This is a genomic window from Lentilactobacillus sunkii DSM 19904 (assembly GCF_001435575.1).
GTDB lineage: Bacteria > Bacillota > Bacilli > Lactobacillales > Lactobacillaceae > Lentilactobacillus > Lentilactobacillus sunkii.
This window is the reverse complement of the sequence record NZ_AZEA01000007.1, coordinates 1-15,924: the sequence shown is the minus strand read 5'-3', so window position 1 is coordinate 15,924 and position 15,924 is coordinate 1. Positions and strand designations below refer to the sequence as shown.

Sequence of the window (15,924 nt, the reverse complement as noted above, 5' to 3'; positions counted from 1 at the left end):
GAACAGAATAGAATGCCTGAACAATTCTGTTAGAGGACACCCATTGATGGGAAGTTGCACACTAATTAATATTTGATGTTCAAGAGATTTGCTTTCTTAACATCGGCAATGGTCTTGGTTCCGGCCAATTGCATAATGATCTTCAGTTCGTCACCAAGATGTTCGAAGACTGATTGAACACCTTCGGCACCACCAAGCGCCAAGCCATAAATAACTGGACGGCCCATGGCAACCAAATCAGCACCTGAAGCAAGTGCCTTGAATACATCTGACCCACGGCGAACACCGGAATCAAAGATGATTGGAACTTGGCCGTTAACGGCTTTGGCAACGTCTTCCAAGACATCAAATGATGCTGGACCACCGTTTAATTGACGGCCACCGTGATTTGATACATAAACACCGGCAGCACCGGCACCAATTGCATAAAGGGCATCTTCTGGAGATTCGATTCCTTTAACAATAACTGGTAAATCAGTGTAATCAGCGATCTTCTTAACATCATCAGGGCCAATCTTTTGGGCAGCTGATGCATAAATTTCACCGATTCCCTTACCCTTACCATCGCCTTCACTGAACTTGGTCAGGTTGGCCATTGGAATTGGGAACTGGAAGTTATTCTTGATGTCGTCTTCACGATAACCATCGACAGTTGCGTCAACGGTTAAGATGATACCCTTAACGCCAGCCTTTTTAGCTTCGTCAAGCAATGAATAGTTGAAGTCCCAATCCTTACTCATATAGAGTTGGAAGAATTGAGGAGCACCATTTCCTGCAGCGGCAGTATCGGCAATTGAGGTTGATGAATAAGTACTTTGTGCCATCAAACCACCAACGGCAGCGACACCCTTTGCAGTATCTTTTTCACCCTGTGAATGAGCCAATCCTTGAGCAGCGGTTGGTGCCATCATAATTGGTGTCTTCAATGGAATGCCAAACACGTTGGTATCCAACTCAGGCTTTTCAATATTACTCAAAGCACGTGGAACGATCTGCTTGTGAGTAAATGCTGTTCGGTTGGCTTTTAAAGTCCAATTGTTTTCTGAACCACCGGCGATGTAACCAAAACCACCAGTTGGGATAATTTGCTTTGCTTTTTCTTCCAACTCAGGCAAGTTTAAAATGTCGAGTTTTTGTTCGGTATCGTTTTGTTTGTAACCATTAACAACAGTCATGAATTAACTACCTCCAGGTAATTGTTTTGTTTTTTAATTCTTAACAAAAGTGTATCACTTACGAAAAGTAAGTCAAAACATTCGCTCAATGTTTTTAATGATTAACATTTTAAAATATCTACCTAGATTGTTTCACGTGAAACTACATAATAAAAAGCCGGTACGAGAACGACTCTCGCATCGGCTTAATAACTAATTATTTTTATTCGTCATCTGAATTTGAATCTTGATTATCACTTTGTTGTGAATCATCAGTTGACTGATCTGCATCAGACTTTGTGTCTTTTGCTCGATCATCTTCAGAATCATCCTGCTTTTCAACCTTCGCCATCGTTGCAACCTTGGCACCATCATTCATTCTGATCAAATGAACACCAAGTGTTGCCCGGCCAGTCTGAGAAACATCGGCAACACTGAATCGAATCATGACACCCTGATCAGTAATCAGCATGATGTCTTCAGCACCGCTAACGGTTGTTAAACCGGCAAGTGGGCCGTTCTTTTCAGTGATGTTGGCTGTCTTGATACCTTTACCGCCACGGCCCTTAATTGGGTACTCGGCAGCTGGGGTTCGTTTACCATATCCATTTTCGGAAATGATGAACACTTCGCTGTCTGGATTCAAGATATCAGAACCAACAACGTAATCATTCTCACGAAGTCTGACACCTCGGACACCGGTTGCGGAACGTCCCATGGAACGAACATCGGCAGCGTTAAAGCTGACAGCATAGCCACGATGAGTTCCGATAATGATGTTCTTATCCTCATCGGCAATCAATACGTTGCTTACTTGATCGTCATCTTTAAGGTTAATGGCTTTCAGACCATTACTCCGAATATTGGCAAAATCAGATACTGGCGTGCGTTTAACGGTTCCCATCAAAGTCACAAAGAAGAGATCCTTTTCGATATCCTTGTTCTTATCAGAAACGTTAATCACAGCCTGGATCTTTTCGTCGTTGCCAATGTTCAAAAGGTTAATAACTGGAATTCCTTTGGCTGAACGGCCATATTCAGGAATTTCGTAACCCTTCATCCGATATACCTTGCCGGCATCGGTAAAGAATAACAGCACATCATGAGTTGATGTAGAAACCAAGTGTTCCACGAAATCATCGTTATGAACACCCATTCCCTGAACACCACGACCACCACGGTTTTGAGCTTTAAACTCAGAGGTAGGGAGTCGCTTGATGTATCCATTATGAGTCAATGAAATGATGACGTCTTCTTCTTCGATCAAGTCTTCATCTTCAAGACTGAGAACTTCACCAACCAGCAGCTCAGTTCGACGTGGATCACCAAATTTGTTTTGGATTTCCAATAATTCTTGATAGATGATTTCATTAACCCGCTCACGGCTGGCAAGGATTGCTTTGTATTCTTCGATATCCTTCATCAATTGATTGTATTCTTTATCAATCTTTTCGCGTTCCAAACCGGTCAATCGAACCAGACGCATGTCCAGAATCGCTTGGGCTTGTTTGTCATCCAGTCCAAAGCCTTCGATTAATTGGTTCTTGGCGACATCCCCGGTTTGTGACCCACGGATAATCTTGATAATTTCATCAATATGATCAAGGGCAATTCTTAATCCTTCAAGAATGTGAGCTCTTGCTTGAGCTTTGTTTAATTCATACTTGGTCCGTCGTTGAATAACTTCCACTTGATGTTCCAAGTAGTAAGTTAAAATCTCTTTCAAACTCAGGATCTTTGGTGTTCCCTTAACGATGGCCAGCATGTTGAAGCTAAATGATGTCTGCATCAAAGTTAATTTGTACAAATTATTCAAAATAACTTCTGCACTGGCATCGCGGCGAACATCAATCACGACCCGCATCCCTTCACGGTCGGATTCATCGTTAATATCGGTGATTCCTTCGATCCGTTTATCACGGGCAAGTTCAGCGATCCGTTCGATCAACTTAGCTTTGTTAACCATGTAAGGCAATTCGGTCGCAATAATTCTCTGTTTACCACCGGACTCCCCTTCAATTTCAACTTTGGCTCGGACGATAATGGTTCCTTTACCGGTTTCATAGGCTTTCCGAATACCGGATTTACCCATGACAACACCACCGGTTGGGAAATCAGGTCCCGGCAAAACTTCCATCAAATCTGCCGTTGTGGCATCAGGATTCTTCATCAAAACGTGAATCGCACTGATGACTTCCGACAAATTGTGAGGTGGAATGTTGGTTGCCATACCAACAGCAATTCCTGAAGCTCCGTTAACCAGGAGGTTCGGGAATCGTGATGGCAGAACGGTTGGTTCCCGCTCGGTACCATCATAGTTGGGCTGAAAATCAATGGTATCTTTGTTGATATCACGCAGCATTTCCATGGCGATTTTACTTAAACGGGCTTCGGTATAACGCATCGCCGCAGCACCATCACCATCGACTGATCCAAAGTTTCCGTGACCATCAACCAACATATAACGATAGCTGAAGTCTTGAGCCATTCGAACCATTGATTCATACACAGCCGTGTCACCATGGGGATGATACTTACCTAAAACATCTCCAACAATTCTGGCTGATTTTTTATAAGGTTTATCAGGCGTAACACCCAGTTCATGCATATCGTATAGGATACGACGGTGAACAGGCTTTAAACCATCGCGGACATCTGGCAGCGCACGGGCAACAATAACACTCATTGCGTAGTCAAGAAATGAAGTTCGCATTTTTTTAGACAGATCAACGTTGGTCACTCGACCAGCAATTGGTTCGTCATGGTTATCTTTATTCGCCAAATTATTTACCTCCATTCAAGGGTTTGGTTGGTTTGTTTCATGTGAAACATTTTGATTGGTATTAAGTTAAATTGATTTTCACGTAGATTGATTTTCTTTGTGTAATTCTACCTAGTGGAAACGTGTTTCGATGGCCCTGACCCCTACTGTGTAAGCCAAAAATTTAAACGATGAACAAAAACCATTCATCATTTAAATTTCTGGCTTACACTCCGGGGCCACCCGGGTCTCGTCACACTCTGATCTACACATCCAAATTCTCCACGAACGTTGCATTATCTTCAATAAACTCACGTCTTGGTTCCACCTTGTCGCCCATTAACATTGAGAAGACCTTGTCTGCCTCTGCGGCATCTGAGGATTCCACTCTTAACAAGTGACGGTTTTCCGGATTCATTGTGGTGTCCCACAATTGCTCGGCATCCATTTCACCTAAACCTTTGTATCGTTGAATAACCGGCTTTGGTGATGGCTGCAAGGTTCCCAGGAATGAATTCAAATCTTCATCGGAGTCAATATAACGTGACATCTTACCTTGGCGAACCTGATACAGCGGTGGTTGGGCCACATACACGAAGCCGGCATCAATCAATGGCCGCATGTAACGGTAAATCAGCGTCAACAGCAAGGTTTGAATATGAGCACCATCGACATCGGCATCGGTCATGATGATCAATTTATGATAGTTAACCTTTGATAAATCAAAGTCTTCCCCAAAACCGGTTCCCATGGCAGTGAATAGTGAACGAATTTCTTCGTTAGCTAAGATCCGGTCCATGCTGGCTTTTTCAACGTTCAAAATTTTCCCACGAATTGGCAGGATTGCTTGAGTTAAACGTGAACGGCCCTGCTTTGCTGAACCACCGGCAGAATCACCCTCGACAATGAATAATTCAGAAATCTTGGGATCTTTACTGGTGTTATCAGCCAATTTACCGGGTAAATTGCTGATTTCAAGACCACTCTTTTTCCGAGTGACTTCACGCGCACGTTTGGCAGCAGAACGAGCTTTTGATGCCAGCAGGCCGCGATCAACAATCTTTCGGGCCAACTTAGGATTTTCCATCAGGAATTTCGTAAAGTGATCGCTAAAGATTCGATCGGTGACGGTTCTGGCATCCGAGTTACCAAGCTTGGTCTTGGTCTGTCCTTCAAATTGAGGATCTGGATGCTTGATGCTGACAACTGCAGTAGTTCCTTCACGGACATCCTCACCGGAAAGGTTCGGCTCATTGTCTTTAAGAAGCTTGTTCTTTCGGGCATAGTCGTTGATAACCCGGGTCAAGGCCCGCTTGAAGCCTTCCTCATGGGTTCCACCTTCATAGGTGTGAATGTTATTGGTAAAGGTCATTAATGTATTGTGGTAATCATTGGTGTATTGAATGGCAACTTCAACGGTAATGCCGTGCATGACGCCTTCCACGTAAATTGGTTCATCCAACAAGGTTTCCTTGCTGTGATCGAGGTATTCAACATAATGGTTGATACCACCTTCATACAGGAAATCTTGTTCTGTCGGTTTTTCAGGGCGCAAGTCACGGACAACAATCCGTAACCCTTTATTCAAGAATGCCAATTCACGCAGTCGGGCGGTCAACACCTTGATGTCATATGTGGTTGTTTCCCGGAAAATATCAGGATCTGGAAGAAAATGGACTTTTGTTCCATGAAGGTCATCGGAAACATCACGAACGACCTTCATCTTGGTCTTAACGTGGCCGCGGCTGAAGTCCATATAATAGACTTTTCCGTCACGGGTAACTTCAACATCCAGTTCGGACGACAGGGCGTTTACAACTGATGCACCAACACCATGCAGTCCACCGGAAACTTTGTATCCGCCGCCGCCAAATTTACCACCGGCATGAAGAATCGTGAAAACTGTTTCCAAAGCTGGCTTTCCGGTCTTCTTTTGAATATCGACAGGAATTCCACGACCGTCATCAGTTACGGTAATACTGTTGTCTTTTTCAACTGTAACGGTGATTTTGCTGGCAAACCCGGCTAAAGCTTCATCGATACCGTTATCGACAATTTCCCAAACCAGATGATGGAGTCCTTGTGAGCTGGTCGTTCCAATGTACATTCCTGGTCGCTTACGAACAGCTTCCAATCCTTCAAGAACCTGAATTTGGCTCGCGTCATACTCATGAGCCAATTCTTTTTTAGTTTCTTTTTCGTCAGCCATTTTGATTCTCCTTCACTATTGTTCCAAAGTAACATTACCTTCACTAATCCGAAATATTCGGGGATTGGTCAATAATTCCTGCTGGACACCACTCAGACTGGTCGTCGTCAAAAATGTTTGGACTTTATCTTGAATGGCCGTTAATAGATGAGTCTGCCTGAAATCATCCAGTTCGGAAAGCACATCATCCAACAACAGAATCGGATATTCATCCGTTTGTTCCTTCATGAGGTCAATTTCGGCTAATTTAACCGAAAGCGCAGTGGTTCGCTGCTGGCCTTGGGATCCAAACGACTGAACTTCTTTATCGTTAATGATGAAGTGCAGATCGTCGCGCTGCGGTCCGATTAAAGTGGTTGAACGCAGGATCTCTTTATCTTTAATCTTCGCAAAATGCTTCAGCAGACTTTGATAAATCGATTCCACAGAACCAAGCTGATCGGCTTCAACCGTCGTACGATAGTCAAAAGCCAACTGTTCTTTCCCCTGTGAAATTTCTGGATGAATGCGTTGCGCATACTTTTCCAGCTTTTTAAGTAACTGGAGTCTTTGATAAATGATTTCTGCGCCATATGCAGACAGCTGATCGGACAAAACATCCAAATAAACTCGATCGGACTGCCGTTTATGATGCAAATCTTTTAAGTACCGATTTCGCTGCTTTAATATTTTTTTATATTGGGTGGAATTGTATAGGTAACGATTGCTCATCTGAGCAAATTCCATATCCATGAACCGACGCCGAACCTGTGGTGCACCCTTAACAATGGATAAGTCTTCAGGCGCAAATAAAATCACGTTCAGCTGACCGATGTAACTGGACAACTTGGCTTGTTCGAGGTGATTAACCTTTGCCCGTTTTCCTTTTGACCCTAAATCCAGTTCAATGGGAACAGTGCCCAGGCGCTTTTGGAGACGCCCTTTGATTTGGGCAGTTTGAGCATTCCAATTGATCAATTCTTTTTCGTTATTGGTCCGGTGACTGCGGGTCAGCGCTAAAACATAGATCGCTTCAAGCAAATTAGTCTTTCCCTGGGCATTTTCACCAAGGAATACGTTAATCCCATCGGAAAATTTAAGTGTTTGGTCAGCATAATTACGAAAATTATGGAGTTCAATTTCCGTTAACTTCATTCATTTCCCTGCTTTGAGTGAATAAAAAATAAGCCAACATCCGGAACTTCGACATGATCGCCGTCGTACAGCTTCCGGCCACGGCGATTATCAGGTTCGTCATTGACATTAACTGTTGTTTCTCTTAAAAACCATTTGGCTTGGCCGCCGCTTCCGATGATTGATTCTTCTTTGAGCAGCTGTCCAAGAGTGATGTATGGACTATCAATGAAAACATCTTTTTTCACAATTTCACCCACCTTTTTACATACTCTATTATACCCCTTTGTTTAGTAAAAGTACACGTCAGTGACGATTTATGGGCATTATGAGCCGTTTTAAAGATTTTTGATATTTTTGTATGAAATCAACGAAAATTGCTAAAAAGTCCATATATGGACTGATAACGAAATATCGGCAGTTATTTTCGACTTCAATCAAATTGTAAGTGAACTTTTTAAAAGCATAACTATTTGAGATATAATTTGTGATTTTTGGACAGAAAAAAACAACTCCCAGAATGTTGTGAGAGTTGTTAGTTAATCGATTTTCAATTAGAACGTTCGAATTGGTGTAATCAGTTGAACAAAGCTGTCACTGTCTTCGGTTGGGGTCAATGTAAATGGCCGTAAAGCAGAGGTGAAGTCAATGTTAATCGTTGCCTGACTGAATGAACGCAACGCATCTTTCATGTAATCAGGGTTGAAGGAGATTTCAAGCTCGTTTCCTTCGAGGGTCTTAGGCTCCAGGTCTTCTTCAACATTACCAACATCAGGGGAATTTCCGTAGATGGTAACCGACTTTTTATCAGGATCAATTGTAATCTTTACAACGTTATTTCTTGATTCATGTGAAAGTAACGATGCCCGTTCAATAGCTGCCAATAACTCAGGAGCTTCAAATGAAATCCGGGTGTCATGTGCGTCTGGAATCAATCTGGTTGTATCAGGATAGTTGCCTTCGAGCAGTCGTGAATAGAATAATGTGTTTCCAATGACAAACAAAGCTTGGTTTTCAGTGACTGACAAAGATACTTCTTCTTGAGCATCGTCAATCATCTTGGATAACTCAGACAAACTCTTTCCAGGAATGACAAAATCATACGATCCGGTAATTGGCTTTTCCAAAGTTACTTTCCGTTGGCTGAGTCGATGGCTGTCAGTTGCAACTGCCATAACGTGGTTCTCAGAAATCACAAAATGAACCCCTGTCAGAATTGGTCGACTTTCCTGATTTGAAACTGCAACGACGGTTTGGCTGATAATTTGTTTAAAGAGATCAGCTGCCAAAGGAATTGAATCGTTGGTTTGAATTTCAGGTAGGTGTGGATAGTTGTTGGCATCCAATCCGTTGATTGTAAAGGAAGATTGACCCGAAGTAATCATTGTCTGGAAGTTTTCACCAACCTCCAAAGTAATGGTGTCTTTAGGTAATTTTTTAACAATTTCAGTAAAGAATCGTGCAGGCAACACAATGGCACCTTCGGATTCAATCACCAACATGTTGTCTGGATCATCAGCTTTTAACGTTGTTTCAATGGAAATATCAGCATCACTGCCTGTTAGTACAAGACCATCAGGACCGGCTACAATCTTTAATCCAGTTAGGATAGGAATCGTTGTTTTTGTAGAGATGGCTCTTGAAACTGTGTTTAGACCTTTAGTGAATGCTGTTCGACCAATTGAAAATTTCATACTTTAATCGACCTCCCGGAAAGTAAAGTGTAAGTATATATTAATTAATAAAAGAAAAAAGAAGTAATAGTAGGGCATGTGGATATTGTGGATAACTTTTCACAAGTCTTTAGTACTCAACGATAAACCTGTGGATAAGACTGTGCACAACTTATTGACTTCTCTATTATTTATCCACAGTCGATTATACCATTTTAGTTCAGGGCGCTTTTAATATCCGAGATTTCTTTTCTCAAATCGGCATCGAGTTTAATGATTTCTGCAATTTTATCGCAAGCATGAATAACGGTTGTGTGATCTTTACCGCCGAATTCTTTACCAATTTTTGGCAGCGAATTGCTGGTCATCTCTCTGGCCAGATACATCGCAATTTGTCGGGGCATGACAATGGATTTCATCCGTTTCTTACCCTTCAAATCATTAATGGAAATGTGGAAATAGCTGGCAACTTTGTTTTGGATGTCAACGATCGAAAGCTGGCGGTTGTCCTGGCTCAGCTTCAGGCCACGAAGCGCTTCATAGACAAGATCGGTTGTGATCGGTTCATCTTTTAATTTGGAATAAGCTTGAACCCGTGACAATGCCCCTTCAAGTTCTCGGACGTTGGAATCGATCTGGCCGGCGATGTATGCCAGCGTGTCATTAGGGATGACCAGGTTGTCCAGCTTTGCTTTGTTCTTAAGAATCGCAATTCTGGTTTCCAGATCAGGCGGCGTGATGTCGACAGGCAGACCCCATGCGAATCGTGATACCAATCGTTCCTGGAGCTTGGGGATTTCTTGTGGAACCCGATCGGACGTCAAAACGATTTGTTTGTCATTATTGTAAAGATCATTAAAAGTGTGGAAGAACTCTTCTTGAGTTCCTTCTTTTTGGGCGAAGAATTGAATATCATCTACCATCAAAATATCCACATCCCGGTATTCACGACGGAATTCTTCTGTCCGGTTGGTCTGAATCGCGTTGATGAAATCGTTGGTGAAGGCCTCACTGGTCACATACTTAACGTTGGTTTCAGGATGGTCTTCGAGCCGCTTGTTGCCGATAGCCTGCATCAAATGGGTTTTGCCCAATCCGACGCCACCATAAAAGAACAGTGGATTATAAAGCTTTCCAGGTTCCTCAGACACAATTAAAGCAGCGGCATGGGCCATTTGATTGCCTTTGCCAATAATAAAATTATCGAACGTGTAGTTTGGATTGAGATGATTTTCCTTACTAAATGAAAATTCATCACCGTCCTGCTCTTGATGGTTATCCACAGGTTTTTCTTGCGCTTCTTTATTAACGTCTGAATCCAGAATAAACTTTGGCTCGATGTTGCCTTTTGTGATCACAAAAGCATACTCAATCAAGTTTGGTGCCAATTGTTCTTTCCAGTAATCCCGATGCAATTCAGAAGGTAAAGATAAAGTAAGTGTGGATCCATCAAAGCTGATCGGTTTGACTGGTTTGATCCAGGTATCATATGTAAGGTCAGTGGTGTTGCTGCGGAATTGTTCACTTAACTTTTGCCATAATGAATCCTTATCTAACACTACGAATTCCCCCTCTGTTTTTTAGTCGTCTTGCGAAATGCAAATTAATTTTAGCATTCCAAAGAAAAGTTTTCCACAGGCAAAAACAGCCTGTGCATAATTGTTTCACAGGAGTGGAAGAAATGTATAAGTCCCCTGTGGATAAGTGGATAACGCGTCTGAAATTGTGGGTAATTAACAGGCAACTGTGGATAACTAAACTTGACAGCAACGGCTTTAACAAGAAATAAAATATCGAAATGCACAGTCTGTGGATAACTTTTGGAACCCCATGTTCATCTGTGGATAACCTTGTGCAAATCTTCAAAATCGGCTATTATTATTTATGCGGTTATCCACACAAATTGTTCATGAAACAAATTTTAAATTTTTTTGGATTTAATTGATCATGCAAAAGACTATTCCATTAATGAACAAATTATGTTAATATATTTGGGAAATGCATTTGAACATATTGTAATTAAATGCTTAAACGCGACTTTTAGAGTAAAAGGAGGATTTCATAATGAAAAGAACTTATCAACCAAAGAAGCGTCATCGCGCACGCGTTCATGGTTTCCGTAAACGTATGAGTACCAGCAATGGTCGTAAAGTGTTGGCTCGCCGACGTCAAAAAGGTAGAAAATCATTGTCTGCATAGACCACTGACCATTCAGTGGTCTTTTTCATTTATTTTTCAAAAATCTGTGGAGATGGATCATGCGAAAATCGTATCGAGTAAAAAAAGAGTCTGAATTTCAAGAAGTATTTGAAACTCATAACTCGGTTGCAAATCGTCAATTTGTTATCTATTCTTTGGACAAACCCAATCAATTACATTTTCGCGTCGGTATTTCTGTTGGTAAGAAGATCGGCAACGCGGTACATAGAAATTGGGTTAAGCGAAGAATTCGCCAATCCCTGTTGGAATTAAAGCCTTACCTCCGTCAGGACGTTGATTTCATTGTTATCGCCCGTCCGGCGGCAGACCAAATGTCGATGGCTGATGTTAAGGCCAGCTTAATTCACGTACTCAAGTTAGCTAAACTAATCGATCCCAACTATGATAGTGAGGAAAAAAGTTGAAAAAGAGAATAAAGAAATTACTAGTATTACTATCATTAGTAAGTTTGACGGTAGTACTTTCCGCATGTAGCAATGCACCAATAACCAATCACAGTACAGGTATTTGGGATGGATGGGTTGTTTTAAACTTCTCCAGAGCCATCATCTGGCTGTCTAAATTCTTTAGCGACAACTATGGTATGGGTATTATTATCTTTACCATTCTTGTCCGGATTGTTATTCTGCCATTGATGATTTATCAAACCAGAAGTATGCGGAAGACCCAAGAAGTTCAACCGCAACTGAAGGCACTGCAGAAGAAATATTCATCAAAGGATGCTGCAACCGTTCAAAAGCTTCAGGCTGAACAAAAGAAACTGTATGCCGAAGCAGGTATTAATCCATTGGCTGGTTGTTTGCCATTGATTGTTCAGATGCCAATTCTGTTCGCCTTGTATCAAGCAATCTGGCGGACTCATATTTTGAGAACCGGAACCTTCTTCTGGTTACAGCTTGGACATCCGGATCCATACTTCGTTTTGCCGGTCCTAGCTGCTTTGTTCACTTTCATTTCTTCCTGGTTGGCCATGAAAGGTCAGCCCGAATCCAATTCAATGACAACCATGATGACACTGGGAATGCCATTCTTCATTTTAATTATGGCGCTTAGCTTACCATCAGCCTTGTCACTGTACTGGGTAATTACCAATGCATTCCAGGTGGGTCAAACCTTGGTTATTCAAAACCCTTGGAAGATTCGTCGAGAACGTGAGAAGAAACAACGTGAAGAACGCGAAAAGCAACGGGCAATTAAAAAAGCCATCAAGCGTGCCAAGAAGAGTAAACGTAAATAATTCATTAAGCAGCATCGCCATTTGACGATGCTGCTTTTTTTTATGGTCCAAAACGGCCCGATTCGGTTAAACTGGAGTAAATATCGTTAAAGGATGCTGAATATGAAAAAAATTGTAATTGCGGCCGATTCATTTAAAGGCAGTGCCAGTTCAATACAAGTTGCTGATTATTTGGAACGTGGGCTTCATGAAGCTGACTCTTCGTTGAAAATCATCAAAGTGCCACTTGCTGATGGTGGTGAAGGGACTGTAATGGCCATTATTAAGGCTACTAACGGCCATTTGATGACGTCTAAGGTTTCTGGGCCTGCCAGCGGTCATGTTGAGGCACAGTGGGGATTGTTGCCTAATCACACGGCCGTCATCGAAATGGCCGCAGCTGCCGGATTTACTCAGGATCGTCAGCAAAATGTTGCTTTGAAGTCAACTTATGGTGTTGGGGAATTAATTAAGCAGGCTTTGGATCATCATGCGACCAAAATATACGTTGGGCTTGGCGGCAGTTCTACCAATGATGGTGGGGTTGGGATGGCTCAGGCACTGGGTGGCCGTTTTTTCGATCAAAACGGTGCTGAAATTCCACATGGTATGACAGGTCTGCGTGAATTGGCCGGAGTGAATCTTGAAGGAATTGACCATAGAATTCAAAATGTTCAGGTGATCGGACTTGCTGACGTTGATAACCCTTTGACTGGTAAAAATGGTGCTACCCGAATCTTTGGACCACAGAAAGGTGTTCGTCCTGATCAAGTAGCTGAATTCGACAACCAGCTCAACCATCTGTCACAATTAACGGCAACGGTTCTTGGGACTGATTATTCGACACTCCCTGGGGCTGGAGCTGCTGGTGGCCTTGGATTTGGCGTTCTGGCCTTTCTTGGTGGCCGGTTAACTTCCGGAATTGCAAAAATGATCGAAATCGTCCATTTGCAGGCAAGAATTCAAAACGCTGATCTGGTTATCACCGGAGAAGGCCGAATTGATCAGCAGACATTGAATGGTAAGCTGCCTTTGGGAGTTGCCCAACTTACCCATAAGGCCGGGGTTCCAACTATCGCTGTAGCCGGAAGTGTTTCCGAAGATGTTCAGCGTCTTTATGAACACGGTTTTGATTTGATTCTTTCGACAATGACCAGTCCAATGACAGTTGATGAAGCAATTCAGCAAGCCCCTCAGTTGATCACTCAAACCGGATACCGGATTGGCAAGATGATTCAATTAATTAATCGATAGTCAAAACGGGTCAAAACGCTGTTATTTAACAGTATTTTGACCCGTTTTTTTAATTGCGAATTATTTAATATTTTTAAGAAGCAGTCTAGCCACAGCTTTTGGTGAGAATGGATTTTGCCCTGTAATAAAATGACCATCCTGAACGGCATATTCTTTATATGCCCGTTTCTTTTTAAAGTTACCCCCGCGCTTTTCTACTTCTTGTTTGTTTAAAAATGGTACGACTGATTTTTTACCTGCGATAATTTCTTCGGCTGTTGTAAAACCAGTGATTGTTTTGCCGGCAATCAGGTATTTACCGTTGTTATCTTTAATATTGAGCAATCCGGCTACTCCGTGACAGACCGATGTGATGTAGCCGCCATTGTTGTAGATTGATAATGCAATTTTTTGGAGTTTAGGATCATCTGGGAAGTCCCACATGACACCGTGACCGCCAGTATAGTAGATTGCTGAATAATCAGCTGGATTTATTTGATCCGGACGCAGCGATTGAGTTAGTGCGCGTTGTTGGAAGTCTTTGGTTTCGTAAAATTCCATGATGGATTTATTGGTGTATTTCATACTTCTTGGATCCAGCGGAACAAAGCCGCCCTTTGGACTGACATAATCAACTTTTATTCCAGCCTGCTCCATTGATTCAGCAAATTCAGTTGCTTCTCCCAACCACAAGCCGGTTGGATCATCAGTTCCTTGATAACGTGTCTTATTTGTTAAGACAATTAATACCTTTTTTGTCATTTTTTAGTCCCCGTTTGTTTAATAATCTCAGTCACATGGTCGAGTAATGTTTTCAGTTGATCGATTTCCTTGATATTGTGAGATAAATAGTAAAAATTTTTGGTTCCTTCACTTCTCACGGCAACAAGATGTGCGTCTTTTAAAATTTTCAAATGGTGGGATACTGCTGGTCTGGACAAATGAGTTGCATTTGTCAGATCAGTGGCTTGTAAGCCGTTACATGCATTTTTCTTGAGCAATGCGATAATAATTGCCTGACGTTTTTCATCTCCTAGTGCAGTTAGGAAAGTGCTTATGTTGGCAAATTCTGATTGAATTTGTTTTAAATCGGTCATTTTTGGCTCAACTCCGTTCATCTGTTTAAACCATTAAACCATCATGGCTGATTGAAGTCAATATATTCGTTCGAAGCTGGAATTCTTGACTATTTTTTTAAAGCGGAATAAGATTTGTGACACATTCGTTTAAAAATTTAAACCATTACTTTGGAGAGATGTTATGACAAAAACAATGAAAGCTGCTCAAATTCGTAAGTACAAACAGCACCATTTAGAATTGAACCAAGTGGCAATTCCTGCCGTTGGGGATAACGATGTTTTGGTAAAAGTTGCCGCTGCTAGTATCAATCCCATTGATTTGAAAACTCGGGATGGCAAACTAACGATGCTTCTAAATTATAAGATGCCGTTAATTTTAGGTAGTGACTTTTCCGGCACGGTGACTCAAGTGGGCCAAGATGTTAAGGCGTTTTCGGTTGGTGATCAGATATATGGTCGAGTGCAGAAAAATCGGATTGGAACGTTTGCTGAATATATTGCGGTTGACCAAGGGGATGTAGCGCTGAAGCCAAGCAATTTGAATTTTGAACAGGCTGCTTCAGTACCGCTGACTGGATTAACCAGCTATCAGGCACTTGTGGACATCATGCACGTTAAGCCCGGAGATAAACTCTTAATTCAAGCCGGATCCGGTGGGATTGGAACCATTGCAATTCAGATTGCCAAATCACTGGGAGCATTTGTGGCAACGACAACTAGTCGGAAAAACATTGAAATGGTTCGAAAGCTTGGAGCAGATCAGGTGATCGATTACCATCAGGAAAACTTTGAGGATGTTTTATTTAATTACCACTTTGTATTTGATACTTTGGGCGGGAAGGCGTTGGAAAATGCCTTTAACATTATTAAACCCGGTGGAAAAGTGGTGTCGCTTTCTGGGATTCCAAATGGGCGTTTTGCAGCAGAATATGGATTGCCATTGTGGAAGCGGCTGGCTTTCAGCTTAGCAACGCTGAATATCAGCAAATTAGAGCGGGAGACCGAGGCACAGTATGTTTTTTTGTTTATGAAACCAAATGGTGCCGAATTAAATCTGATTACAAAGATGATTGAAGATGGTACAGTTAAGCCAATGATTGATCGGGTTGTGCCATTTTCTGAAATTCAATCTGCTTTAGATTATTCTGAAACCGGTCGAGCTCACGGAAAGATAATCGTGACAATGGATTAGTTTCTGTATACGTGCACTTTACCAAGCTTCATAGATGATCTACAAAAAAGGGGCTGGGACAAAAGTCCCAGTTA

14 protein-coding genes are annotated in these 15,924 nt (G+C 42.0%); 5 read left to right on the top strand and 9 right to left on the bottom strand.

Features of this window, described 5'->3' with window-relative positions; all coding sequences use genetic code 11:
* Positions 1–65 precede the first annotated feature (65 nt).
* The 7 genes from FD17_RS05890 to dnaA all read right to left on the bottom strand — a co-directional run bounded on the left by FD17_RS05890 (position 66) and on the right by dnaA (position 10,469).
* Positions 66–1,175 (bottom strand): lactate oxidase, encoded by a 1,110-nt coding sequence (locus tag FD17_RS05890; RefSeq protein ID WP_057824577.1) that lies wholly within the window; start codon positions 1,173–1,175, stop codon positions 66–68.
* A gap of 202 nt (positions 1,176–1,377) precedes the next feature.
* Entirely contained in the window at positions 1,378–3,951 is a 2,574-nt protein-coding gene (gene gyrA / locus FD17_RS05885; protein WP_057824575.1) for a DNA gyrase subunit A, read from the bottom strand.
* Positions 3,952–4,180: 229 nt separating this feature from the next.
* A complete protein-coding gene (gyrB, locus tag FD17_RS05880; RefSeq protein ID WP_057824573.1) occupies positions 4,181–6,124 on the bottom strand; it encodes a DNA topoisomerase (ATP-hydrolyzing) subunit B in 1,944 nt (647 codons plus the stop codon).
* A gap of 15 nt (positions 6,125–6,139) precedes the next feature.
* A complete protein-coding gene (gene recF, locus FD17_RS05875; protein WP_057824571.1) occupies positions 6,140–7,258 on the bottom strand; it encodes a DNA replication/repair protein RecF in 1,119 nt (372 codons plus the stop codon).
* Positions 7,255–7,497 (bottom strand): S4 domain-containing protein YaaA, encoded by a 243-nt coding sequence (yaaA, locus tag FD17_RS05870; protein ID WP_057824569.1) that lies wholly within the window; start codon positions 7,495–7,497, stop codon positions 7,255–7,257. Before yaaA ends, recF begins: the two co-directional genes overlap by 4 nt.
* Before the next feature lie 294 nt (positions 7,498–7,791).
* Positions 7,792–8,931 (bottom strand): DNA polymerase III subunit beta, encoded by a 1,140-nt coding sequence (gene dnaN / locus FD17_RS05865; protein ID WP_057824567.1) that lies wholly within the window; start codon positions 8,929–8,931, stop codon positions 7,792–7,794.
* A gap of 194 nt (positions 8,932–9,125) precedes the next feature.
* Entirely contained in the window at positions 9,126–10,469 is a 1,344-nt protein-coding gene (gene dnaA / locus FD17_RS05860) for a chromosomal replication initiator protein DnaA (protein WP_057824565.1), read from the bottom strand.
* A 505-nt stretch (positions 10,470–10,974) separates the two neighbouring features.
* Here dnaA and rpmH point away from each other — a divergent pair.
* The 4 genes from rpmH to FD17_RS05840 all read left to right on the top strand — a co-directional run bounded on the left by rpmH (position 10,975) and on the right by FD17_RS05840 (position 13,600).
* Positions 10,975–11,109: a 50S ribosomal protein L34 gene (rpmH, locus tag FD17_RS05855; RefSeq protein WP_013729124.1), complete on the top strand. Its 135-nt coding sequence runs from the start codon at positions 10,975–10,977 to the stop codon at positions 11,107–11,109.
* 59 nt (positions 11,110–11,168) lie between these two features.
* A complete protein-coding gene (gene rnpA / locus FD17_RS05850) occupies positions 11,169–11,534 on the top strand; it encodes a ribonuclease P protein component (protein ID WP_057824562.1) in 366 nt (121 codons plus the stop codon).
* Entirely contained in the window at positions 11,531–12,367 is an 837-nt protein-coding gene (locus FD17_RS05845) for a YidC/Oxa1 family membrane protein insertase (protein ID WP_057824560.1), read from the top strand. The genes rnpA and FD17_RS05845 overlap by 4 nt, the downstream gene beginning before the upstream one ends.
* 102 nt (positions 12,368–12,469) lie before the next feature.
* Complete coding sequence (locus FD17_RS05840) at positions 12,470–13,600, top strand: glycerate kinase family protein (RefSeq protein WP_057824558.1); 1,131 nt, start codon at positions 12,470–12,472, stop codon at positions 13,598–13,600.
* Positions 13,601–13,660: 60 nt separating this feature from the next.
* Here FD17_RS05840 and FD17_RS05835 read toward each other — a convergent pair whose 3' ends face one another.
* Positions 13,661–14,341, bottom strand: a complete 681-nt coding sequence (locus FD17_RS05835) for a type 1 glutamine amidotransferase domain-containing protein (protein WP_057824557.1) — start codon at positions 14,339–14,341, stop codon at positions 13,661–13,663.
* Positions 14,338–14,676 carry an ArsR/SmtB family transcription factor gene (locus tag FD17_RS05830; protein WP_057824555.1) on the bottom strand — a complete coding sequence of 113 codons (339 nt, stop codon included), beginning with the start codon at positions 14,674–14,676 and terminating at the stop codon, positions 14,338–14,340. Before FD17_RS05830 ends, FD17_RS05835 begins: the two co-directional genes overlap by 4 nt.
* 175 nt (positions 14,677–14,851) lie before the next feature.
* Here FD17_RS05830 and FD17_RS05825 point away from each other — a divergent pair, with 175 nt between their 5' ends.
* The gene (locus FD17_RS05825) at positions 14,852–15,850 is read left to right on the top strand and encodes an NADP-dependent oxidoreductase (protein WP_191983130.1); all 999 of its coding nucleotides are present in this window, start codon (positions 14,852–14,854) and stop codon (positions 15,848–15,850) included.
* The last annotated feature ends 74 nt before the right edge of the window (positions 15,851–15,924 follow it).

Excerpts from the sequence above, each read along its gene's own strand:
- rpmH (WP_013729124.1), top strand. The coding sequence starts at position 10,975 with ATGAAAAGAACTTATCAACCAAAGAAGCGTCATCGCGCACGCGTTCAT.
- FD17_RS05840 (WP_057824558.1), top strand. The coding sequence starts at position 12,470 with ATGAAAAAAATTGTAATTGCGGCCGATTCATTTAAAGGCAGTGCCAGT.
- dnaN (WP_057824567.1), bottom strand. The coding sequence starts at position 8,931 with ATGAAATTTTCAATTGGTCGAACAGCATTCACTAAAGGTCTAAACACA.
- rnpA (WP_057824562.1), top strand. The coding sequence starts at position 11,169 with ATGCGAAAATCGTATCGAGTAAAAAAAGAGTCTGAATTTCAAGAAGTA.
- FD17_RS05890 (WP_057824577.1), bottom strand. The coding sequence starts at position 1,175 with ATGACTGTTGTTAATGGTTACAAACAAAACGATACCGAACAAAAACTC.
- gyrB (WP_057824573.1), bottom strand. The coding sequence starts at position 6,124 with ATGGCTGACGAAAAAGAAACTAAAAAAGAATTGGCTCATGAGTATGAC.
- FD17_RS05830 (WP_057824555.1), bottom strand. The coding sequence starts at position 14,676 with ATGACCGATTTAAAACAAATTCAATCAGAATTTGCCAACATAAGCACT.
- FD17_RS05825 (WP_191983130.1), top strand. The coding sequence starts at position 14,852 with ATGAAAGCTGCTCAAATTCGTAAGTACAAACAGCACCATTTAGAATTG.
- gyrA (WP_057824575.1), bottom strand. The coding sequence starts at position 3,951 with ATGGAGGTAAATAATTTGGCGAATAAAGATAACCATGACGAACCAATT.
- recF (WP_057824571.1), bottom strand. The coding sequence starts at position 7,258 with ATGAAGTTAACGGAAATTGAACTCCATAATTTTCGTAATTATGCTGAC.
- FD17_RS05835 (WP_057824557.1), bottom strand. The coding sequence starts at position 14,341 with ATGACAAAAAAGGTATTAATTGTCTTAACAAATAAGACACGTTATCAA.